At 72.7% G+C, this 21,826-nt stretch carries 17 protein-coding genes; 12 read left to right on the top strand and 5 right to left on the bottom strand.

The features are described 5' to 3' along the window. Positions 1-76 precede the first annotated feature (76 nt). Together ABD296_RS00480 and ABD296_RS00475 are read left to right on the top strand one after the other, a co-directional pair. Positions 77-2,836, top strand: coding sequence for an AAA family ATPase (locus tag ABD296_RS00480; protein ID WP_344260062.1), 2,760 nt, complete (start codon positions 77-79; stop codon positions 2,834-2,836). A 67-nt stretch (positions 2,837-2,903) separates the two neighbouring features. Continuing rightward, a complete protein-coding gene (locus tag ABD296_RS00475; protein WP_344260060.1) occupies positions 2,904-5,681 on the top strand; it encodes an ATP-binding protein in 2,778 nt (925 codons plus the stop codon). Positions 5,682-5,707: 26 nt separating this feature from the next. Here the strand turns inward: ABD296_RS00475 and ABD296_RS00470 are convergent, their stop codons facing one another. After that, positions 5,708-6,952, bottom strand: coding sequence for a low temperature requirement protein A (locus ABD296_RS00470; protein ID WP_344260058.1), 1,245 nt, complete (start codon positions 6,950-6,952; stop codon positions 5,708-5,710). Between the two features lie 190 nt (positions 6,953-7,142). On the opposite strand from ABD296_RS00470, the gene ABD296_RS00465 reads away from it, so the two are divergent. From ABD296_RS00465 to ABD296_RS00425, 9 genes are all read left to right on the top strand, one after another. Next, positions 7,143-7,895, top strand: coding sequence for an SDR family oxidoreductase (locus ABD296_RS00465; protein ID WP_344260056.1), 753 nt, complete (start codon positions 7,143-7,145; stop codon positions 7,893-7,895). 203 nt (positions 7,896-8,098) lie between these two features. Further along, positions 8,099-8,338: a hypothetical protein gene (locus ABD296_RS00460; RefSeq protein ID WP_344260054.1), complete on the top strand. Its 240-nt coding sequence runs from the start codon at positions 8,099-8,101 to the stop codon at positions 8,336-8,338. Between the two features lie 63 nt (positions 8,339-8,401). Then, positions 8,402-10,225 carry a ferritin-like domain-containing protein gene (locus ABD296_RS00455; protein WP_344260052.1) on the top strand — a complete coding sequence of 608 codons (1,824 nt, stop codon included), beginning with the start codon at positions 8,402-8,404 and terminating at the stop codon, positions 10,223-10,225. After that, positions 10,222-11,187, top strand: coding sequence for an alpha/beta hydrolase (locus ABD296_RS00450; RefSeq protein ID WP_344260050.1), 966 nt, complete (start codon positions 10,222-10,224; stop codon positions 11,185-11,187). Before ABD296_RS00455 ends, ABD296_RS00450 begins: the two co-directional genes overlap by 4 nt. Beyond that, positions 11,184-11,906, top strand: coding sequence for an alpha/beta fold hydrolase (locus ABD296_RS00445; RefSeq protein ID WP_344260048.1), 723 nt, complete (start codon positions 11,184-11,186; stop codon positions 11,904-11,906). The genes ABD296_RS00450 and ABD296_RS00445 overlap by 4 nt, the downstream gene beginning before the upstream one ends. 1,046 nt (positions 11,907-12,952) lie before the next feature. Then, positions 12,953-14,326 (top strand): ATP-binding protein, encoded by a 1,374-nt coding sequence (locus ABD296_RS00440; protein WP_344260046.1) that lies wholly within the window; start codon positions 12,953-12,955, stop codon positions 14,324-14,326. Between the two features lie 110 nt (positions 14,327-14,436). Next, positions 14,437-15,204, top strand: a complete 768-nt coding sequence (locus ABD296_RS00435) for a sigma-70 family RNA polymerase sigma factor (RefSeq protein WP_344260044.1) — start codon at positions 14,437-14,439, stop codon at positions 15,202-15,204. Then, positions 15,201-15,536 carry a WhiB family transcriptional regulator gene (locus ABD296_RS00430; RefSeq protein WP_344260042.1) on the top strand — a complete coding sequence of 112 codons (336 nt, stop codon included), beginning with the start codon at positions 15,201-15,203 and terminating at the stop codon, positions 15,534-15,536. The genes ABD296_RS00435 and ABD296_RS00430 overlap by 4 nt, the downstream gene beginning before the upstream one ends. 12 nt (positions 15,537-15,548) lie before the next feature. Then, positions 15,549-15,779, top strand: coding sequence for a hypothetical protein (locus ABD296_RS00425; RefSeq protein WP_344260040.1), 231 nt, complete (start codon positions 15,549-15,551; stop codon positions 15,777-15,779). A gap of 61 nt (positions 15,780-15,840) precedes the next feature. Here the strand turns inward: ABD296_RS00425 and ABD296_RS00420 are convergent, their stop codons facing one another. From ABD296_RS00420 to ABD296_RS00410, 3 genes are all read right to left on the bottom strand, one after another. Next, a complete protein-coding gene (locus ABD296_RS00420) occupies positions 15,841-16,038 on the bottom strand; it encodes a hypothetical protein (RefSeq protein WP_344260038.1) in 198 nt (65 codons plus the stop codon). Positions 16,039-16,049: 11 nt separating this feature from the next. After that, complete coding sequence (locus ABD296_RS00415) at positions 16,050-18,698, bottom strand: SpoIIE family protein phosphatase (RefSeq protein ID WP_344260036.1); 2,649 nt, start codon at positions 18,696-18,698, stop codon at positions 16,050-16,052. Between the two features lie 95 nt (positions 18,699-18,793). After that, on the bottom strand, positions 18,794-19,381 hold the full coding sequence (locus tag ABD296_RS00410; RefSeq protein WP_344260034.1) for a TetR/AcrR family transcriptional regulator: 588 nt from the start codon (positions 19,379-19,381) through the stop codon (positions 18,794-18,796). Between the two features lie 114 nt (positions 19,382-19,495). Between ABD296_RS00410 and ABD296_RS00405 the strand changes: the two genes are divergently transcribed. Then, the gene (locus ABD296_RS00405; protein WP_344260032.1) at positions 19,496-20,137 is read left to right on the top strand and encodes a DsbA family oxidoreductase; all 642 of its coding nucleotides are present in this window, start codon (positions 19,496-19,498) and stop codon (positions 20,135-20,137) included. Positions 20,138-20,194: 57 nt separating this feature from the next. Here the strand turns inward: ABD296_RS00405 and ABD296_RS00400 are convergent, their stop codons facing one another. Continuing rightward, a complete protein-coding gene (locus ABD296_RS00400; RefSeq protein ID WP_344260030.1) occupies positions 20,195-21,565 on the bottom strand; it encodes a helix-turn-helix domain-containing protein in 1,371 nt (456 codons plus the stop codon). Positions 21,566-21,826: the final 261 nt, after the last annotated feature.

The following is a 21,826-nucleotide window of genomic DNA, read 5'->3' as shown; positions in this document are numbered from 1 at the left end:
AGACGATGATCGGATCGTGCCGGATAAGGTGCGTCATGACGCCCCTGATCGACGAATCCCAGTGAGGGTTGAGCCGGTGACCGGAACCATGCCGCTGCGGGGGCGGCGCCGCGAGCTGGCGGAGTTGGACGCGACGCTGGAGCGCGCCCGCGCCGGACGCAGCGGCGCGCTGGTGGTCTCGGGCGAGGCGGGTGTCGGCAAGACCGCGCTGCTGGACCGAATGGTGGCGCGGGCGCCGGCCGGCGTGCGGATCGAACGCGTCGTGGCGTCGGAGTCCGAGATGGAGCTGGCCTACGCCGGCCTGCATCAGTTGTGCGGGCATTTGCTGGATTCGGCGGAGCGCCTGCCCGTTCCGCAGCGCGAGGCGCTGGAAGTGGTGTTCGGCCTGCGGCGGGCCGCCGCGCCCAGCCCGTTCCTGGTCGGACTGGCGCTCCTGGGGCTGCTCACCGAGGTCGCGGGCGACGGGGCCCTGCTGTGCGTCGTCGACGACGCGCAGTGGCTGGACGAGGCGTCGGCACGTGCGGTGGCGTTCGCCGCCCGGCGGCTGGACGCCGAGGGAATCGCGGTCGTGCTGGCCATGCGGACGGTCGGTGAGGTCTTCGCCGGGCTGCAGCGGCTGGTCGTCGAGGGGCTGGGCGACGGCGACGCCCGCGAGTTGCTGCGCCTCTCCACGCCCGGCGGTCTGGACGGGCGGGTGCGCGATCAGCTGATCGCCGAGGCGCGGGGGAACCCGCTGGCGTTGCGGGAGCTGCCGCGGGCGCTGAGCCCGGCCGAGATCGCCGGCGGCTTCGCACTGACCGGGTCGATCCCGCTGGAGAGCCGGATCGAGCAGAGCCTGCTCGCCCAGCTCGAACCCCTGCCCGGGCCGACGCGGCTGTTGCTGCTGCTGGCGGCCGCGGATCCGACCGGCGACACCGGGCTCCTGTGGCGCGCGAGCGCGTCCCTCGGCCTGGCGCCGGAGGATTTCGACGCCGCGCGGGACGCCGACGCGTTGACCGTCGGCACCCGGGTGAGTTTCCGGCATCCGCTGGTGCGGTCGGCGGTGTACCGGTCGGCGTCCCCGGAGGACCGGCGGCGCGTCCATGCCGCGCTGGCCGACGCCACCGGGATCGACCGTGACCCGGATCGCCGGGCCTGGCACCAGGCCAGCGCGACGCTCCTCGCGGACGAGACGGTCGCCGCTGATCTGGAGCGATCGGCGGTGCGCGCCCGGCGCCGCGGCGGCGCGGCCGCGGCGGGGGCGTTCCTGGAGCGGGCGGCGGAGCTGACGCCCGCGCCGGTCCAGCGCGTGCGGCGGCTGATCGCGGCGGCCGAGGCCAAGCACGACGCGGGCGCGCCCGCGGCGGCGCTGCGCCTGCTCGCCACCACCCGCGGCCTTCCCCTGACCGAGCTGCAGGAGGCGCTGGTGGGCCGGTTGCGCGCGCGTGCCGGCTACGCACTGCAGCGTGACAGCAGCGGGCCGCGGCTCCTGCTCGCGGCGGCGCAGGGCCTCGAAGGGCTCGACCCGGTACTGGCCCGCGACACCTACATCGAGGCGCTGTCCGCCGCGATCTACGGCGGCCGGCTCGGTGACGCCGAGCAGATGGCGGCCGTCGCGAACGCGATCCTGGAGGCCACCGACGGTGAGGAGTCCGACCGGGCACGTGACCTGATCCTGCGCGGTCAGGCACTGCTGGCCGCCAAGGGGCAGGAGGCCGCGATCGAGACCCTGCGCCGGGCGCAGCGCGCGTTCCTCGACCAGGCCCCGGACTCGCTCGAGCTGCACTGGATGTGGTTCGCCTCCCGCGCCGCGCAGGACCTCTGGGACGCCCGCGCGCTGCGCACGCTGGCCGACCGGCAGGTCGAGCTGGCCCGCTCCGAAGGCGTGGTGACGGTCCTGCCGATCGCGCTGAGCCTGCTGATGGTGGCGCAGACGGTCGACGGTGAGCTGGACGCGGCCGAAGCGTCCTGCGACGAGATCGACGCGATCAAGGAGGTCACCGGCAATCCGCTCCCGCAGTACGGGCGGCTGTTCCTCGCGGCGTACCGGGGCCAGGTCGACGAGACCGAGCGCCTTGCCGTGCGGATCCGGGCCGACGCGCAGGAGCGCGGCGAGGGCTACGGGCTGAGCGCGGTCAACTTCGCGGAGACCCTCCTCTACAACGGCCTGGGACGCTTCGCCGACGTGGTGGTCTCCGGTCGCAGGGAGCTGCCGTACACGCACGAGCTGAGCCACGCGATGCGCGTGCTGGGCGAACTGGTGGAGGCGGCGGCGCACACCGGCGAGCGCGAGCTCGCCGAGCAGGCGTGCGAGCAACTGGAGGGCGTCACGCGGCCGGTGGGGACCAACTGGGCCCTGGCGGTGCTGGCGATGGCGAAGGCGCAGGTGCGCGACGGTGACGAGGCCGAGGGCCTGTACCTGGAGGCGATCGGGCGCTTCGAGCGCGAGCGGATTCCGATCATGGTGGGGCGCTGCTGCCTGCTGTACGGGGAGTGGCTGCGCCGCGCGCGCCGGAACGCCGAGGCGCGCGGGCGGCTCCGGACCGCGCACCAGGTGCTTTCGGAGATCGGCCTGAACGGCTTCGCCGCCCGCGCCGCCCGCGAGTTGAGCGGGTCCGGTGAGAGCGTGGGCGTGCGTCCGCAGGGGTCGGCGGCGCGGCTCACCGACCAGGAGCTCAACGTGGCGCGGCTCGCCCGCGAGGGACTCACGAACCGGGACATCGGCGCCCGGCTGTTCGTCAGCGCGCGCACCGCCGAATACCACCTGAGCAAGGTCTTCGCGAAGCTCGGGATCAGGGGACGCGCCGAACTGAAGACCGCGCTCGCCGATCTCGACCGGACCGCCCCGGGCGCCTAGTGGAAGCCTCCGTGGCGTACATAATTGACCGCACTAGCGGCATTGGCCGCAATTAAGGCGGGTGGCGGTGGACCAGCGTACGCGCGCGGCCGGGCACGGTGAGAACACCCGGTTGCTCGGGCGGGCGTCGGAGTGCGCCCTTCTTGATCAGATGATCGCGGCCGTCCGCACCGGGGAGAGCCGCGTGCTCGTGCTGCACGGCCCACCCGGGATCGGGAAGTCGGCGCTGCTGGCGCACGCGGAGCGCGCGGCGGCGGGCGTGCAGGTGCTGCGGGCCGGCGGGGTCGAGTCGGAGATGGAGCTCGCCTTCGCCGCCTTGCACCAGTTGTGCGCGCCGCTCCTGGGCCGGCTCGGGAATCTTCCCGAGCCGCAGCGCGAGGCGCTGGAGACGGTGTTCGGGATGCGGGCGGGGCCCGCGCCGGAACGGTTCCTCGTCGCGCTTGCCGTGCTGGGACTGCTGTCGGAGGCCTCCGAGGAGAGCCCGCTGCTGTGCGTGGTCGACGACGCCCAGTGGATGGACCGCGCCTCGGCGCAGATCCTCGGCTTCGTCGCCCGCCGGCTGCTGGCCGAGTCGGTCGCCCTGCTCTTCGGCTCCCGGCGGCGTCCCCAGGACCTGATCGGGTTGCCGGAACTGGAGATCGCCGGGCTGGGCGACGCCGACGCGCGCGCCTTGCTGGACTCGGTGACGCACGCCCGCCTTGACCGGCACATCAGCGAGCGGCTGGTGGCCGAGACGCAGGGCAATCCGCTCGCCCTGCTGGAGCTGCCGCGCGGCCTGTCGGTGACCCAGATGGCGGGCGGACTGGGGCTGCTGCGCGGCGACGCGCTGCCGGGCCGGATCGAGCAGAGCTTCCTGGCCCGGATCGAGGCGCTGCCCGAGCAGACCCGGCTGCTGCTGCTGGTCGCCGCCGCCGAGCCGACCGGCCATCCGGACCTGGTGTGGCGCGCCGCCGAACGGCTCGGCATCGTCCCGGCGACGGCCCTGGCGGCCGGCACGGACGGGCTTCTGTCGTTCGACGCACGGGTGATCTTCCATCACCCGCTGGTGCGGTCGGCCGTGTACGGGGCGGCGCGGCAGCGGGATCGCCGGGCGGTGCACCTCGCCCTGGCGGAGGTGACGGACGCCCAGGCCGACCCCGACCGCCGTGCCTGGCACCTCGCGTCCGCGACGACCGTCCCCGACGAGGCCGTCGCCGCCGAACTGGAACGGTCCGCCGACCGGGCGCAGGCGCGCGGCGGGCTGGCCGCCGCGGCGGCGTTCCTGCAGCGGTCCCTGGCACTGAGCGTCGACACCGCGCGGCGCGCCGAACGCGCCCTGTCGGCCGCCGACGCCAGCCTCCGGGCGGGCGACCTCGACGCCGCACGGAAGCTGGCCGACATCGCCGACGGGAACGCCCGGAGCGAATTCCAGCGCGTGCGCGCCCACCTCGTCCGAAGCCACATCACGTTCGCGGCGGGCTTCAACAACGAGGCGCCGCCGATGCTGCTGGAAGCCGCGCAGCGGCTGGAGCCGTTCGACATGGACCTGGCGAGGGAGACCTACCTCATCGCCTGGGGCGGCGCCTCCTACGGGGCCGCGAACCGGGAGAGCCTCGTGGCGATCTCGCGGGCGATCGGGAACCTGCCCCCTCGCGAGGGGAGCCCGAGCGTCCTCGACCTCGTGCTCGAAAGCTACGCGCTGCTCATCTCCGAGGGCCGGACCACGGCGCTTCCGACGCTGCGCAAGGCGGTGAGCGCGCTCACCGACGCCCCCCTGCAGGACCTCCTGAAATGGAGCTGGGCCGCCAACGGCCTGGTCGCGCTCATCTGGGAGGACCGGATCATGACCCGGACGCCCGCCAGGGTGCTCGAGGTGGTGCGCGCGGCCGGTGCCCTGGCCGATCTGCCCGTCTATCTCCACGCCCTGGGGATACCGACCTCGCTGAGCGGCGAGTTCGGTGCCGCGGCCGCGATCGTCGCCGAGTCCGAGGCCGTCGCCGCCGCGACGGGCGTGCCCATGACGCAGCACACCAAGCTCCTGCTCACGGCTCTGCAGGGCAGGGAGGCGGAGGCCTCGGCGCTGATCGCCGCCACGATCGAGGAGGCCGGCGCCGGCGGCCAGCTGGCGGGCGTCGCGTCCGCGCAGTGGGCGACCGCGATCCTCTACAACGGCCTGGCCGACTACGAACGTGCGCTGTCGGCGGCCCAGGCCACCACCCTGAGCGCCAATGCACTGGTCTCCCAATGGGCGCTCTCCGAACTCGTCGAGGCGGCGGCGCGTGCCGGAAACGACGCGGCCGCCCACGGGGCGCTCGAAGATCTCGCGGTCACGGCGGAACCCTGCGACACGGACTGGGCCCAGGGGATCCTGAGTCGCTGCCGGGCGCTGCTGAGCGACGACGCCGCCGCGGCCGGCCTCTACCGCGAGGCGATCGAGCGCTTGAGCCGGACGGTTCTGCGTCCCGAACTGGCGCGCGCTCATCTGCTGTACGGGGAATGGCTGCGCCGGGACCGGCAGCGGACCGAGGCGCGGACCCACCTGCGGACCGCGTACGAGATGTTCACGTCGATCGGGATGGAGGCGTTCGCCGAGCGCGCCCGGCGGGAGCTTCTCGCCACCGGCGAGGCCGTCCGCAAACGCAGGAACGAGGCCGCGACGAACGAGGGGCTGACGCCGCAGGAGCGGCAGATCGCCCTGCTCGTGCGGGACGGCCTGTCCAACCCGGAGGTCGCGGCCCGCCTCTTCCTGAGCCCCCGGACCGTCGAGTGGCACCTCCGCCAGGTGTTCACCAAGCTCGGGATCGGTTCGCGCAAGCAGCTCCCCGACGCGCTGCCCCGCAGCGAGTCCGACTCCACGACCGGCTGAGGTCCAGGCCGTTTGGCCAATGATCATCATGGCCTGCCCGCCGCCCGGGGCGGCCGGGCCGTCCGCCGTGAAGCCCCGTCCCGGCCGAGGACGATCGTGACGGCGACCATCAGGACGCAGATCGCCGCGGTCGTCGCGACGACCGCGGCCACTCCGGTCCCGGAGGCCGCGAGCGGCAGGAGCAGGATGGCGGCGACCCCGCACAGCACCACCGCCGGATACAGGAGGCGCGCGGCCAGGAGGCGCGCGTGGACCGCCCAGAGCAGCAGGATGAACAGCGCGGTCGGGATCGCCACGGCGTAGCAGACCACGAGCGGCGACGCCCCGGCGTCGTGCCCGGTCTGCCCGACCGCGACCTCGAGCCCGGCACCGAGGGCGGCGAGGCTCGCGAAGATCCCGTAATGGCCGTAGCCCCACCGGTAGGAGAGGTGGCGGCGCTCGTTGAGCCCTTCGCCCGCGGGCAGCAGGAAGTACAGCCACCAGAGGGCGAACAGCAGGACGAGCCCGGAACCGGCGATGACGATGAGCCGGCGGCTGACCTCGGCCTCTTCGAGCGCTCCGGCGACCGCGTTGGACGCGGCGAGGACGCTCTCCCCGAAGAGGATGATCGTGAACAGGCCGTAGCGTTCGGCGATGTGGTGCGGATGCCAGCTGGTGGGCCTGGTCCGCTCCGCCCATCGCGGCACCGCGAGCTCCAGCACGGCGAGGGCGGCGAAGCAGGGGACCTGGGCCTGGGCAGGCAGGGCACCCGCCTCCGCCGAGACGAGCCAGAGGATCCAGCCCGCCTGCGCGACGGCGATGCCGAGGGCGTAGCGCAGCGCGGTGCGGCGGCCCGCCGGGTCCTCGGCGCCCGCGCGCAGCCACTGCGCGACGAGGGCGACCCGCATGACGAGGTAGCCGATGGCGACGGCACGGTAGTCGGAGTGGCCGGCCGCGGCCGGCACGCCCGCGGCGAGGACCAGGACGCCCGCCATCTGCACCATGGTCAGCAGCCGGTAGGGGACGTCGTCGGTGTCGTACGACGACGCGAACCAGGTGAAGTTCATCCACGCCCACCACACCGCGAAGAAGACCTGAAGGAACGGGACGAGCCCGGACAGGGCGTGCCCGTCGGCGATGTGGTGCGCGAACTCGGCGGTGACGGCCGCGACCGCGACCACGAAGGTGAGATCGAACAGCAGCTCGAGCTGGCTCGAGGCGCGGTGCGGCTCGTCGATCGCGCGCGCGGTCATCCGGACGCGGATCCGGCACGCGGCTCCTGCTGGCGGCACGGTCTCGCTCCCGTCGTCGCATGGATTCGTCCAGCTGCGTAGACAAGGCAGAGCCTCTGTTCGTGACGGCCGGCGCCGGATCCGGTCACCTCGGAGGCTCTTCCGCCGGAGCTGTCACAGCCCGGACGGGTCGGCTGTCTTAGCTGGCGACCGGGCGGTGACCGACGGCCCGGTGAACGGGAGGGTTCTCATGAAGATCGTGGTCATCGGCGGTACCGGCCTGATCGGGTCGAAGCTCGTCACCAAGCTCGGCGAGCACGGCCACCGGGCGGTGCCCGCCTCGCCGAACACCGGCGTCGACACGCTCACCGGCGAGGGGCTGGACGAGGTGCTGGCCGGCGCGGACGTGGTGATCGACGTGTCGAACTCCCCGTCCTTCGAGGACGCGGCGGTGCTGGAGTTCTTCCGGACCTCCACGGGCAACCTGCTGGCGGCGGAGAAGAAGGCCGGGGTGGCGCACCACGTCGCGCTGTCGGTGGTGGGCACCGAGGGGCGCCCGGACGTCGGCTACTTCCGGGCGAAGCTCGCCCAGGAGAAGCTGATCGAGGACTCGGGCGTCCCGTTCTCGCTCGTGCACGCGACCCAGTTCTTCGAGTTCGCCCACCGGATCGCCGACGAGGCGACCGACGGCGCCACGGTCCGGATGCCCCCGGTGCTCTTCCAGCCCATCGCCGGCGAGGAGGTCGCGCAGGCGGTCGGCCGGGCCGCGGTGGGGGCGCCGTTGAACGGGCGGACCGAGATCGCCGGTCCCGAGCGGTTCCGGATGGACGAGTTCTTCCGCGACGCCCTGACGGCCTGGGGCGACCCGCGCGAGCTGGTCACCGACCCGCACGCGCACTACTTCGGCGCCGAGATGCGCGAGCGCGACCTCGTCCCGGACGACGGCGCGACCCTCGGCCAGATCAAGTACGCCGACTGGCTGGCGAGCGTCGGCGCCCGCTGACGGCGGCCAGTCCTGACCGGCGCATGACGACAACGGCGCCGCCGAGTACGACGGCGCACGAGCAGTTGGGGGAGTGGTACGCGATCCCGCCAGGCCGAGAGCTCACCCGCCTGTTCGCCTCTGGGCAGATCTCCATGCTGCTGATCCACGCCACCAGACGTCCGGCTGTGCGGCCGTCCGAACGATTCCCTTATGGAGGACAGATGAGCACGCCCACCGGCGACGAGTTCGAGATCGAGTTCGAGGTGGAGGTCCAGGCCGAACTGAGCCTGGCCGAGTCGAGCGACCCGGAGCGCGCCGCCGGGGTCCCGGCCTCGGAGTGGCTGTTCGATCCGGCCGACGTCGAGCGCGAGGAGGTCGGGCTCCGCAACCTTCTCGGCGCGGCCGAGGAGCTGGAGGCCGACCTCCGGTCCCGCGGGCGCCGCACCGGCGAAGGCGCCTGAACTCCGCGCACCGGCCGCCGCGGCGCCGGTGACATCACCTCACGACATCCGAAGCGAGACGCCATGAACCACCCAGCCGGGCGGCAGCATGCCCCCGTTCCCGTCCCGTCCGCCGGCATCGCCACGCTCGACGATCTCCGCGAGCACCTGCAGTGGGCGATCGAGCTGGAACACGCCACCCTGCCGCCGTACCTGTGCGCGCTCTACTCGCTCGATCCCGAACGCAACCCCGAGGCCGTCGAGGCGGTGGCCGGCGTCTTCATCGAGGAGATGCTCCACCTGACGCTGGCCGCGAACCTGCTCAACGCCGTCGGCGGGAGCCCGCGGCTGGACACGCCGCGGATGCTGCCCCCGCATCCCCGGCGGCTGCCGCACAGCGACCCCTCGCTGGAGCTGTCCCTGCTCCCGTTCGGTGACGAGGCGCTCGACATGTTCCTCCGGCTCGAGCAGCCGGCACCGCCCGGCGCTCCGGCGGAGGGCGACGGCTACGAGACGATCGGGCAGTTCTACGACGCGGTCGGGGACGCACTGCGCGGCCTGTGCGACCGGCTCGGCGAGCGGGAGGTCTTCGGCGGCGACCCGGCCCGCCAGATCCGCGCCGGGCACTTCCGGCACACCGCCGGCCGGATGATCGCCGTCACCGATCTGGCCTCGGCACTGGCCGCCCTGGAGGAGATCGTCGAGGAGGGCGAGGGCACCTCCCGCGGCGCGGTCTGGGACGGCGACCCCGACGTCCACCATCCCGACCGGGACGAGGTCGCCCACTACTACCGCTTCCACGAGCTCAGGGCCGGCCGGCGCTACCGGCGCGGCGACACCCCGCGATCCGGGCCCACCGGCGAGAAGGTCGCCGTGGACCTCGCCGGCGTCCTGCCGATGAGGCCGAACCCGAAGATCGCCGACCACGCTCCGGGCAGCGAGATCCGGGTGGCCCAGGAGGAGTTCAACCGGACCTACTGCACCCTCCTGCACCTGCTGGAGCAGGCCTTCAACGGCAGCCCGAGGCTGCTCGCGGTCGCCACCGCCACCATGTACACGATCAAGGCGCAGGCCCGTGCCCTGATGCGGATGCCCGACGGCGAGGGCACGACGGCCGGGCCGACCTTCGAGTACGTCCCGCCCGAGCGCCGCGGGTGGATCGCCGGCGACAGTGCGCAGCGGATCACGGTGCTCCCCGACGGCCCGTACCTCGTCTACGGCGGGGTCCCGCTCAGGCGCAAGGGCAAGATCGTCTCAGGCGAGGGCAACGCGCTCACCTGGCAGACCGGCGACGCGTTGCCCACCGAGGCGACCTACGCCCTGTGCCGCTGCGGTCATTCGCGGTCGAAACCGTTCTGCGACGGGACGCACGCCCGGGCCGGGTTCGACGGCACCGAGAGCGCCGACGTCCGGCCGTACAAGGAACTGCAGCACGTGCACGACGGCGTGAACATCTCGGCCCAGCGGGTCGGCGAGCTGTGCATCCACGCCGCGTTCTGCATCGGGCGCACCCGGCCGATCGCCGCGATGCTCGCCGACACCGGCGACAGCGACGTCCGCTCCAACGTCATGGGACGGATCGAGCACTGCCCCTCCGGTTCCTACAGCTACGCCCAGCGGCGCGGAGGCGAGGCGATCGAGCCCGATCTCCCGCCCGCCATCTCCGTCCTCGAAGAGGAGGACGGCCTGGCCAGCGCGCTGTGGGTCACCGGCGGTGTGCCCGTCCACCGCGCGGACGGGCGGCCTCTGGAGACCCGGAACCGAATGACGCTGTGCCGCTGCGGGCATTCGTCCGGCAAGCCGCTCTGCGACGGGACCCACCGAAAGATCGACTTCCGCGAGGAAGCGCCCGGCCCGGCGACCCGCCCGGCCGGCGGCACCACCACGGAGAAGGGAAGGACAGCATGAACGAGCACGTCCTGGAGCCTGCCGCGCAGGAGTTCGCCGACGCGGCCGCCAAGCCGCCGCTCCTGTACGAGCGGGGAACCGAGGGGGCCCGCAAGCTCCTCGACGACGTCCAGGCCGGCCCGGTCGCCGCGCCCGACGTCGACGACAAGTGGATCACCGTCCCCGCCGCGGTCGGAGACGTCCGGGTCCGCATCGTCAAGCCCGCCGGGACGTCCGGGACGGTGCTGCCCGCCGTCCTCTACGTCCACGGCGGCGGATGGGTCCTCGGCAACGCCGGCACCCACGACCGGCTCGTCCGCGAACTCGCCACCGGGGCGCACGCCGCGGTCGTGTTCGTGGAGTACGACCGGTCGCCCGAGGCCCGCTACCCCGTCGCGATCGAGCAGGCCTACGCCACGGCGCAGTGGATCGTCCGGCACGGCGCGGACGAGGGCCTCGACCCGTCCCGGCTGGCGGTCGCGGGCGACTCGGTCGGCGGGAACATGACCGCCGCGCTCACGATCATGGCCAAGCGGCGCGGTGACGTCACGTTCGTCCACCAGTCGATGTACTACCCGGTCACCGACGCCGCGCAGGACACCGCCAGCTACCGCGAGTTCGCCGACGGACCGCACCTCACCGCCAAGGCCATGGCCTGGTTCTGGGACGCCTACACCACCGATCCCGCCGAGCGCGCGGAGATCACCGCCTCGCCCCTGCGCGCGACCCTCGACGACCTGGCCGGTCTGCCGCCCGCGTTCCTCATCGTCGACGAGAACGACGTGCTCCGCGACGAGGGCGAGGCCTACGCCCGCCGCCTCACCGAGGCCGGCGTCCCCACCACCGCCATCCGCTACAACGGGACGCTCCACGACTTCATGATGCTCGACCCGGTCCGCGACACCCAGGCCTCCCGGGCCGCCACCGCACAGGCCATCACGGTCCTCCAGGCCGCCCTGAACACCGGAAAGGCAGACTCATGACCAGCGAGAAGCCCGCCATCGTCCTGGTCCACGGCGCGTTCGCGGAGTCGGCCAGCTGGAACCGCGTCATCCGGCGCCTGGACGGCCACGGCCTCCGCGCCGTCGCCGTGGCCAACCCCCTGCGGAACCTGGCGGGCGACGCCGCCTACGTGCGCGACGTCGTCGCGGGGATCGGCCGTCCGGTCGTCCTGGTCGGCCACTCCTACGGCGGCATGGTGATCACCCAGGCGGCGGCCGGGGACCCGGCCGTCCGCTCGCTGGTCTACGTCGGCGCCTTCGCCCCCGACTCCGGCGAGAGCGCCCTGCAGCTGTCCGGCAAGTTCGAGGGCAGCACCCTGGGCGGCGCGCTCGTCGCCTACCCCGTCGCGTCCGGCGGCAACGAGTTCCGGATCGACGAGGAGAAGTACCACCACCAGTTCTGCGCCGACCTGGACGCCGAGGAGGCCGCCCTCATGGCGGCGACCCAGCGGCCGGTGACCGAGCGAGCGCTCGCCGACGGGCTGGACGCGAGCGAGCCGGCCTGGCGCACCAAGCCCTCGTGGTTCGTCTTCGGCGAGCAGGACCGCAACATCCCGCCCGAGGCGATCAGGTTCATGTCCGAGCGGGCCTCCGCCCGCGGGAGCCGCGAAGTCGCCGGGGCCTCGCACGCCATCGCCGCGTCCCAGCCCGACGCCGTGGTCGCCTGCATCCTCGAAGCCGTCGACCACCACCAGGACTGAGCTGCAGCCGTTCCGGACCACAGGTGGCGCCTTCACAAGGTGATGGCGTTCCGTCGCAGGCCCGGGTCCGCAGGGAGACACAGGTCATCTCCCTGCGGACCCGGGCCTGGGTCTTCCTGATGCGGCGACGCGGTCGCGTTGGATCCGTCGTCGGCCCCCTGTTCACCGGCCGACCAGGCGGAACCGGAGCGGGATCGTCTCGCCGCTGAGACCACCCCGTTCGAGACCGGCCGTTTCGCCGCCGCCTGCACCGAGGCGGACGCCGCCAAAAGGGCGCGAGGGACGCGGACGTGTTGGGCGCGTTGCTTGGGTTCCCCATCCGGCCCCCCATCGATCTCGTCGTGCTCGCGCATCTCGCGTTCTGCGCCGGGCTTCCCGGCCTCGCGTCCGCCGCCCGGGTCCTTCTGCGGAGCGTCGCCGCCCAAGCGTGCGACACATCGACAACGATCCCGCCCGCTGCCGCACGCCGTGGAACGGCTCCAAGATGCCGAACAGCCCCCGGCCCGCGCTTCGGCGGACGAACGCTCCGACCGCGCACGCTCGGAGTGCGCCGGGACCAGCTGTTCCGGCCGCGCCACCTGGGCAACACCACCTGCGGCGCATCTTCGGGCCGTCAGCCCCCTGAAGTTTGCCCGCCGCGAACTGGCCCCAGGGACACCGGCTCGACCGCATCCGGATGGGCGTCGTCCACGCCCGCGCCCACCTGCTCTCCGGCGAGTGGTAGCCCCGGGTGGCCCCGGCCGGCCTGACCGACTAGGGGATCGCCGCATGCCTGTGCGCCATCCCCCACCTGCCCGAGGCCTTCATGGACCTCGGCGTCGCCTCCCGCTACCTGCTGCAATACCTGCTCTGAGCCGTTCGCCGCGCCTTGGCCGACCAGTGGCCCCAGGGCATCGGCCCGGCATCTCCCCAGGGACCTCGGGGTGGCTCGGCCCTTCACTAGGGACCCTGGCCAGGGCTTCTCACTGATGCGCCCGCGGCAGGCCCCCGACGACAGTTGGTCGTGTCGGCGAGGGACGCTCGCGGTCATGTCGAACGGAGGGGCCATGGGGGTCGAGAAGGGGATGCGGACGCGGGCCGTAGGCGCGAGGTGCGCCCGGGTGCCGTCCGGTCGCGTCGGCGGTCTTCCGGGGCGCGGACGCGAGCTCAGGCCGCACGGGGGCGAGCTCGAACTGCGCGGCCGGGACACCGAGGTCGCCGACCTGGCCGGACGGATCTCGCGGCTGGCCGAAGCGCGCGGCGGCGTCGTCCTCATCGAGGGCGAGCCGGGGGCGGGTAAGAGCCGCCTCGCGCGGGAGGTGTGCGCCATCGCGGAGGCCTTCCCGGTCCGGGTCCTCAGCGGGGCGGGAGAGCACGACCGGCAGAGCGTCCCGTTCGGCGCGCTGCTGCAGGCGCTGGTCTCGGACGGGAGGCCCCTCGTCGAAGCAGGCGTTCTCCGGACGCTGTCGGAGTCCGCCGAGCAACGGTTCTGGCTGTTCCGGGCGCTGCAGGACCAGTTGTCGCGGGCGGCGCAGGCCAGGCCGCTGCTCATCGTCATCGACGATCTCCAGTGGTGCGACGCCGGAACGCTGCTGGCCCTGCGCGCCCTCACGGCAGGGCTGTCCTCGCAGCCGGTCCTGTGGCTGGTGACCGTCCGTACCGGATCGTCCGGCGCCGACGTGCGGGCGACCGTCGCCGACCTCGTCGACACCGGTGCCCGCACCATCCGCCTGGCCGGGCTGCAGGACGACGCGGTGGAGGAGATCGCCCGCGACCTGCTCGGCGCCGAACCCGGCGAGGACGTCCTCGACCTGCTCCGGCAGGCCGACGGGCGGCCGCTCCTGGTGATCGAGACCGTCCGCGGGCTCATGGGCGAAGGCGCTGTCACCTGGACGGAGACGGTCGCGCACCTGACCGGACGGTATGTGCCGCTCCACTCCCACGGCTCTGCGCAGAGCCTCCTGGACCATCTTTCCCCGGTCGCCCGGGGCGTGCTCCGGCTCGCGTCGGTGCTCGGCCGCGACCTGGAGCCCGCCGTGCTCGCCGATCTCGGCGGGCACACCGTCACCGAGGTCGTGGCCGCACTGCAGGAAGCCGTCGACGCCGGCATCGTCCGCCCCACGGACCCGTTCACGTTCCGGCACGACATCGTCCGCAGGGCCATTCGCGAGACGCTGCCGGCGCCGCTGCGGCGGGCGCTGCGCAAAGGAGCCGCCGACCTGAGTTCGGCGCAGGGCTCGCCCATCGACCAGGTCGCCCTGGCCACGGCCGAAGCCGCCGAGCCCGGCGACAACGAGGCCGCAAGCGGGCGGCGCAGGCCGAACCCGGTTCGGGGAGCCATGGTCGGCCCGCACTTCATGCACATGTTCTGCGGGCTCGGAGTGAATTCGCGCCCGGCGCCCGCACGCGTTTACCTGAAGCACATTCGTGCCGGCGACTAACGGCCTGAGAAAGAGATTGAACCGCTTCCTGGTCGGACTCCGCCTCTTTCGGCGTCCCTGCTCTCATCGGTTCGGCACGTCGTGTATGTGCGATTTCATCGAAGGTTGGAATGAGTATTCAGCTTGACGAACGTGGCCAGGAAAACTCTCTAGATCATGCCGCCGCGACCTTCGTGGGCGTGCGTCCGCGCCTCTTCGGCATCGCCTACCGGATGCTCGCCAGCGCGGCGGAGGCCGAGGACATCGTCCAGGAGACGTGGCTGCGCTGGCAGTGCACCGAACGGTCGGTCATCGCCGATCCGGCGGCGTTCCTGGCACTGATCGCGACACGTCTGTCGATCAATGCCGCCCGGTCCGCCCGGGTCCGCCGGGAGACCGGCTTCGGATCCTGGCGGCCCATCGACGCCGGCGCCGATCCCGCCGTCGGCTTCGAGCAGGGCGAAGCGCTCGAGCGGGCCCTGCTGCTCGTGCTCGAGAGGCTCACCCCCGCCCAGAGGGCCGCCTACATCCTCCGTGAGGCCTTCGACTACCCCTACGAGCGGATCGCCGAGATCATCCGGCTCAGCCCGGCCAACGTCCGCCAACTGGTGAGCCGCGCTCGCAGGTACCTGAACGCCCCGCGGCGCGCGTCGATCGGAGCCGGCGAGCACCGGCGTCTGCTGTCCACCTTCCTCGACGCCGCACACAGGGGGAACGTGACGGCCCTCGAAGCCCTCTTCGCCGCGGACGTCATCGGCCCCTCCGGCAACTCACGCGTTTTGCGGAAGCACCCATTGCTGGAGCCGAAGCCGTGCGGCATCGCCGGATCGGCGAGCGTATTGCCCCGAGCCCAGAGATCTGTCGTCGCTCCCTTGAAACGAAGCAGTGACCGGACATGAGCAAGGCTGATCTGCACTGGACCGAGTCGGCGTCGTGCCGCTCGCTCGATCCAGACCTCTTCTTTCCCGTGGCCGACGAAACCGTCTACGCGGACCAGATCGCACCGATACGTCGAATCTGCGCCGCCTGCCCTGCCGTACGCCCCTGTCTGGAATGGGCCTTGACCGCAGGGGAACCGGACGGCATCTGGGCCGGCACCACCCCCGGCGAGCGCCGTTACATCCGAGCCGCCCGAACAACCGCTGCTGCTCTCGGGCATCGCCGCACCCGGAAGTCCGACGTCGCATGCGCCGACGACCACCGATATGCGAACGAGAGGAGAACGACGTGAAAGACCAGGCGGATGTCGTTACGCATCCGGAGCGAGGCCACTCGCGGCTGGGACGACCAGGCGGCCGCCGACCGCCTGGTCGCCAAGGGCGTGCGGCTGGTCCGAGGGACGAGGCGGCTCGCGGGTCCGCGCCAGGCGATTGTGGGCGATCGGACGTTCCAGGCGCGGCGCGGGATCGTCGTGGCCACCGGCTCCCGGCCCGGCGTCCCTCCGGTGCCGGGCCTGGCGGTGACGCCGTACTGAACGAACCGGGAAGCCATCGCGGCCGGGGATCTGGCGGGGAAGGCGCTGCGGGCCGATGGCGTCACCGTGCACCCGTGCCCGGGCCGAGCGGATCGACCACGACGGCACGGCCTTCGAGGTCGGGCTCGAAGACGCTCCGCATCCGCTGCGCGCCGAACGCCTTCTGGTCGCGACGGGCCGCCGCACCGATCTGGCCGCCTTGGCGGTCGACACCGTAGGGCTCGACTCTGCGGCGCCGGCTGGGCGCCCGGCGAGACACTGCATCCCTGTTCACGGTGGGGTCGGGCGGACGGCGATGAGGGCGATGTCGTCGTCGCTGTCAGAGCCCAGCCTGATGAGCAGTTCGTCGCAGAACGCTTCGAGAGGGGCGCGGGAAAGGGCGGCGGCGTGTTCGCGGAGCCTGCCCAGGCCGCGGTCGAGAGCCTCGCCGCGGCGTTCGACGAGGCCGTCGGTGTACAGCAGCACAGTCGAATGGGCGGGCAGCAGGGTCCGGGCCCCGGGGCGCGGCAGGTCGAATCCGGTGCCGAGCATGAGGCCGCCGCCCTCCTCCAGGTAGCGGGTCTCGCCGTTCTGCGTGGTCAGCAGTGGCGGCAGGTGCCCGGCGGAGGAGTAGGACAGCTCCCAAAGGCCCGCACCGGATGCTTTGACGACGGCGTAGACGCATGTGCCGGTGGCCTCCTGGACCAGGGTCCGGTTCGCCATGTCGAGGTGGCGCAGGACCTCCTCGGGCGGTTCCTGGCAGACGACGGAGATGCCGCGCATCATGCTGCTCAGCCGGCTCATGGCGGCGGTCGCGTCGATGTCGCTGCCGGTGACGTCCCCGATGACCACGGCCGTGCCGCCGTCCGGGAGGAGGAAACCGTCATACCAGTCGCCTCCCACCTGGGCGGTGATGGTCGAGGGTGCGTAGCGCGCGGAGAGCCGCAGGTCTTCGATCTCGGGCAGCGCCGGAAGGAGGGAGTGCTGCAGGTGCTCGGCGATGTTGCGGACGCGGGTGAACCTGCGCAGGTTCGCCACCTGGAGGGCGAGCCCCCCGGCCAGTTCTCCGACCAGCTCCACGTCGTCCTGCGTGAACGGCTGTTCCGGGCCGAGGCGGCCCACCGTGAGCGCGCCCACGATCTCGCGATGGGCTTGCAGCGGCGCCACGACGGCGCTGCAGACGCCCAGCCGCTCCGACAGCTCCGCGTACCGGCTGTCCAGCGGGCTCTCGCCCGCGCCCATCGGGGGCGCGCATGTGAGCAGCAGCGGGCCCGCGCCGCGCAGCGCCCGGGCGAGGGGGCCCCGGGCGGGGCTCGACAGCGCGGGGAGAGCGCCCTCGTAGACGGAGGAGGACGGGGCGGGATCGTGGCGGACGACGACGGCCCGCTCCACCTCGTTGTGCTCGTCGATCAGGTCCACCGCGCACCAGTCCGCCAGCCGCCGGGTCAGCAGTAGGCCGACGTGGCGAAGAGCCTGCGGCAGGTCCTGGGCTTCGCTCGCCGCGCGCCCGCTCTCGGCCAGCAGGGAGAGTCGCGCCAGCTCCGACATGCTCCGGTCGTGTTCGCGCGCCCGCTCGCCGAGCCCGCGAGGCTGCACGTCCGGCGAGGGCGGCGGTTGGGTCAAGGCCGCCTTCCGGCTCTCCTGGAGTTCCCCGGGCCACTCGCCGGGCGAGGGCTCGGGCGCGGCCGTCCGGGGGACGAGTTGGGCGACGAAGACCGTGCGGCCATCGATCATCTCCTGCGCCTGGATGAGCAGGCGGATGGGGATCAGCCGGCCGTCGCGGTGCAGCGCGGGGAGGGGGACCGGCCGGCCCAGGATCCGGGGGCGTCCGGTGAGCAGCAGGGACGTGAACGCGGCCAGATGGCGTTCCCGCAGGTGCTCGGGGATGAGCACGGACAGCCGCCGCCCGACGAGGTCGCCGGCGTCCCAGCCGACCAGGTCCGCCGCCGCCTCGTTGGCCGCGATGATCTGGTTCCGGTCGTCGATGGCGATGGTGGGGAACCTGCTGGCCCGTATCTGCTCGCGGTCCCAGGGTCTCAGCTCCAGGGGCGAGGCGGTCGGCTCCCGGGGGACCACCGTCCACGCGGTGGGGGCGCTTCCGCCGAGCTGCCCGCCGATCTCGTCGAGCATCCACCGCCGCAGGGCGGAGAGCTGCGGAAGGGAGGGCCGGGTCAGGAGGTGCTCGAGCCGGGCGGCTTCCTCGGCCCTGTCGAGGACGCGGCGCAAGGCGAGCAGGGCCGGCGTGACGTGCGCCGGCACCGAGAGGGCCAGAGTGCGGACATCGGCGTCGGCGGGAGGGTCCTCCCCGGCGGCCGCCACGCATGCGCTGATCACGTTGCTCACGTCGTGGGCGGCTTCGAGGTCGCCCGGCCGGATGTCGAGCGGCCCGCCGCCGGCCGAGGCGAGGAGGAGTTCGCGCAGCAGCGCGTGCCGGTGCTGCTGCTCGGCCATGCACAGCGCCCACGGCAGGTCGGCCAGCGTCACGCCGCGGACGGCGCCGGAGAACGGAACGACCGGACCCCACCCGGCGGAAGCCGCCGACCGGGGTCCTGGCGGGCCCAGCTCGAACCACACCGCCTTGCTCTTCTCGCCGGTGTCGGCTCCGTAGCGGGACGCCAGCCGCTCGACAAGGTAGAGGCCCCGTCCCGTGTCGGTGTACGGATGGCGGCGCCGCGACACCAGCCCGCGACGCGGCTCGTGGTCGACGACCCGCGCGTGGACCGTGCCGTCCAGGGACCGGACCGACACCCCGATCTCGGAACGCGTATGGAGCACCGCGTTGGTCACCAGCTCGCTGACCAGCAGCTCGGCGGTGCACACGACGTCCTGGGCAACGCCGCCCGCCAGCCTGTCCCGCACGAACCCTCGAGCGTGCGCCGCACTCTCCGGCAACGGAGGAAACGTCCGCTGTGCCCCTTCCTCCGCATCCCGATCACTCATGTGGTCAGTGTGGTCCGGACCGGCGGCCGAAGCTCCGATCACCGAGGCGTGTCATTCGATTACCTTTGGTGAGTCCGTCGAAGCGGTGGGGCGTGCTATCCGGAGGAGGGGGCGAGACCGGTGAAGGCGAGGTCGACGATGGCGTTGATGTGTTCGGTGTCGGCCGTGCGCGGGGTGAGCAGCCGGCGGTAGTAGGCGGCGCCGTAGAGCAGTTCGGTGACGAGGACCGGGTCGGCGTCGGGACGTACCTGTCCTTCGCGCTGCGCCGTCTTTATGCGTTCGGCGGCGGCGCCCGCCAGGTGGCCGATGAAGCTGTCCCACAGGGCCCGGTGGAGGTCGGGGTCGTGCTGGGCTTCGCCGATCAGTGCGCGGTAGTGCGGAAAGACGTCAGGGTCGCCGAGGATGCGGGAGGCCGCCGCCATCTGCGTCTTGATGTCGGCGACGAAGTCACCGGTATCGGGGAAGGAGGCGTCCATCTTCCAGGTGGACAGCAGGCCGTCCAGCAGTACGAGGGCCTTGGACGGCCACCAGCGGTAGATCGTGTTCTTGCCGACGCCGGCGCGGGCGGCGATGCCCTCGATGCTGAGCTTGCGGTACCCGACCTCCTGGCACAGGTCCATGGCGGCCTTGATGACGGCGTTGGCGGCCTCTTCGCTGCGGCGCTCGGGACGTCTAGGTGACATGCGAACAGCATAGCCCTCAGGCGGCACGGAACGTTCCGTATTGACTCGGTGGACGGCGGCGGGCATGCTGAGGCGGCACGGAACGATCCGTGCCGCCATTGAGGGACGAGCCCCATGAAAGTTGAGTTCACCCACGACATCGCCTGCGTCTGGTCGGCGCTCGGCTACGCCCGCTTCCAGCGGGCCGCCGCGGAGCACCGGGCGGGCGGCGGCGAGCTGGAGATCGTCTTCAGGCCGTACCAGACCGCGGTCCCGTCAGCGGGGACGTCGCCGAGCCGCGGAGATCTCCAGCTCGTCCCCGCCGCGGGGGCCGAGCAGATCGCACGGGCAGCGGCGGCCGACGGCCTGGTGGTGAACCTCGACCGGATCGTGCCCGCCCACAGCGCCCATGCCCACCGGCTCATCGCGCTGGCGTCCGCGCACGGCACCGCCGAGGACATGGCCGCCCGCCTGTACCGCGCCTACTTCACCGACGGTCTGGACATCGCCGACGCGGACGTGCTGCGGAGCATGGCGTCCGCGATCGGCGTCCGGTGGAACGGGGAGAAGGACGGCGAGCGGCCCCGCGCGGAACCTGCGCAGGCCGTCTGCGCGTCCGGCCCGCGAGTGCCGGTCTTCCGGTTCCCGGACGGGACCGTCCTCGTTGGAGCCGTGTCACTCGCAGCGCTGCGGAGTGAGCTGAGGCGGGCCGATTCAACGCGTCGACGCTGTTGGCTATCGCTCGACCGCGCGCCAATCGCAGAACCAGCGCTCTGACCGACGCCGCACATCGGGTGTCCGGAACCGGGCTCGGCAGGGCTGAGCACCTTGCCTTCATCGCCAGTACTGGCCGGCGAGTGTTTGCAGGCCGTGGGCGGCGGGGCGGTCGCGGTCGCGTTCCGGCACGCACTGGTACACGCGGCGGGCCAGGTAGGCCAGTGTGGCGGTGCGGTGGTCGGGCGGCAGTCCGTCCAGCGCGGCGGCCGCGGTGTCCAGGCCGTGGGAGGTCTGTCCGGCGTGGATGAGGACCATGCTCGTTTTGAGCTTCACCTCGACGCGTTCGCGGACGGCTTCGGGTTCCAGCTCGTGGAGTTCGGCCTTGAGGTCGCTCTCGAGGTCGCCGGTGAGGTCGGTGTAGGGGGTGCCGGGCCCCAGGATGGCCTGCACGGCGGTGCGGGTGGAGCGCAACCGCCTCTGCGGCCAGCCCCAGAGGGCGTGCTCCTCGGTACGGACCTCGTCGGGGAGCTGCTCGAACAGCTCCTCCAGCCCGGCTATCTCGGCCATGGCCAGCCGGGCCCGTGCGGGGCCGCTCGAGGTGGTCAATGACGTGGCCAGCGACAGGGCGCGGGCCGCGTGGGCCTCGGCCGATCCCGCGCAGGGGCTTTCGCCGGCCAGCTTCCGCGTCTGCTCGGCGACCCGCAACGCCAGCGAGGGCATTCCGGTCGCCTGGGCGGCCAGGGCCCGCCGCCCGCAGATCCAGGTCTGCAGCTGCTGGTCGCCGCTCGCCCGGGCGGTCTGGCGTGCGGTGCGCCACCAGCGGGACGCGGCCGCGAGTTCGCCGGCTTCGGTGAGCGCCACCGCCATCAGCCCGCAGAGCTGGGCGCTCACCCGCAACAGGGACTGGTGGATGTCCACGTCCCCGTCAGCGTCGTCGAGGCCGGGAGGCGGGGCGTTGATGAGCTCGCGGAGGTCGCCGATGTCGGCGCCGATGTCGCCTATGACGGCGTTGGGCGGCGCGACGCGCACCGAGCAGGCGTGCTCGTAGGCCGTCAGCTCCCAGTCCTCGACGAGATGGGAGAGGTCCGCGGTGCGCACCGACCGGTCGAGGCCGATGCGCAGCCGCTCGACCGAGTCGGCGGGGAGCCCGTCGGCGGGCGCGGTTCCCTCGACGTCCAGCGCCACCGCCGTCTTGGCCTGCGGGCGCGCCGCGGGGGCGGCGCCGGGACCATGCCTGCCGGGGGCGCCCGTCACGCCGGCGCCGCCCGGTGCCCGCCTCCTGGCGACCGGGTCGAGGAGCTTGTTGAGTTCGTCCAGGGTGAGCTGCAGGGCGTCGGCCAGGGGGCGCCGGTGGCGGTCGGCGATCTCGGTGGCGCCCGTCTCCCAGCGGCTGACGGTCGTGACGTACACCCCGATCTCCTCGGCCAGGGAGGACTGGGTGTAACAGGCGGCTTTACGCAGGTCAGCCAACCAGGGGCGAGGCGTCATCGTCTCCCTCTCAAGGCTCCACCGGACCGGCTCACATTGTGGCGTTCAACTGACCAATATTCCACCAATTCCGGTGTTTTGCCCTGCGACGCAACCCTGCCGCTTTCGCCGGGGAATGTCGCTACCTGCCCGCCCATGTGCGCCTACCAGGCAGGAAGCCGTGGCGGGAGGAGAATGACGCGGCGTCCGCCGGTGCCCGGAACGCCTAGTTCGCGTCACGCTTGGCGTTGAAACGCCTAGTTGATGCATAGTAAATGCCTG

This window comes from Actinomadura napierensis (assembly GCF_039529375.1).
GTDB classification, from domain to species: domain Bacteria; phylum Actinomycetota; class Actinomycetes; order Streptosporangiales; family Streptosporangiaceae; genus Spirillospora; species Spirillospora napierensis.
This window is presented reverse-complemented; position numbering and strand designations above follow the sequence as displayed.

Excerpts from the sequence above, each read along its gene's own strand:
- ABD296_RS00425 (WP_344260040.1), top strand. The coding sequence starts at position 15,549 with ATGTCGTTACGCATCCGGAGCGAGGCCACTCGCGGCTGGGACGACCAG.
- ABD296_RS00445 (WP_344260048.1), top strand. The coding sequence starts at position 11,184 with ATGACCAGCGAGAAGCCCGCCATCGTCCTGGTCCACGGCGCGTTCGCG.
- ABD296_RS00405 (WP_344260032.1), top strand. The coding sequence starts at position 19,496 with ATGAAAGTTGAGTTCACCCACGACATCGCCTGCGTCTGGTCGGCGCTC.
- ABD296_RS00400 (WP_344260030.1), bottom strand. The coding sequence starts at position 21,565 with ATGACGCCTCGCCCCTGGTTGGCTGACCTGCGTAAAGCCGCCTGTTAC.
- ABD296_RS00435 (WP_344260044.1), top strand. The coding sequence starts at position 14,437 with ATGAGTATTCAGCTTGACGAACGTGGCCAGGAAAACTCTCTAGATCAT.
- ABD296_RS00465 (WP_344260056.1), top strand. The coding sequence starts at position 7,143 with ATGAAGATCGTGGTCATCGGCGGTACCGGCCTGATCGGGTCGAAGCTC.
- ABD296_RS00455 (WP_344260052.1), top strand. The coding sequence starts at position 8,402 with ATGAACCACCCAGCCGGGCGGCAGCATGCCCCCGTTCCCGTCCCGTCC.
- ABD296_RS00415 (WP_344260036.1), bottom strand. The coding sequence starts at position 18,698 with ATGAGTGATCGGGATGCGGAGGAAGGGGCACAGCGGACGTTTCCTCCG.
- ABD296_RS00410 (WP_344260034.1), bottom strand. The coding sequence starts at position 19,381 with ATGTCACCTAGACGTCCCGAGCGCCGCAGCGAAGAGGCCGCCAACGCC.
- ABD296_RS00430 (WP_344260042.1), top strand. The coding sequence starts at position 15,201 with ATGAGCAAGGCTGATCTGCACTGGACCGAGTCGGCGTCGTGCCGCTCG.
- ABD296_RS00440 (WP_344260046.1), top strand. The coding sequence starts at position 12,953 with ATGGGGGTCGAGAAGGGGATGCGGACGCGGGCCGTAGGCGCGAGGTGC.
- ABD296_RS00460 (WP_344260054.1), top strand. The coding sequence starts at position 8,099 with ATGAGCACGCCCACCGGCGACGAGTTCGAGATCGAGTTCGAGGTGGAG.
- ABD296_RS00450 (WP_344260050.1), top strand. The coding sequence starts at position 10,222 with ATGAACGAGCACGTCCTGGAGCCTGCCGCGCAGGAGTTCGCCGACGCG.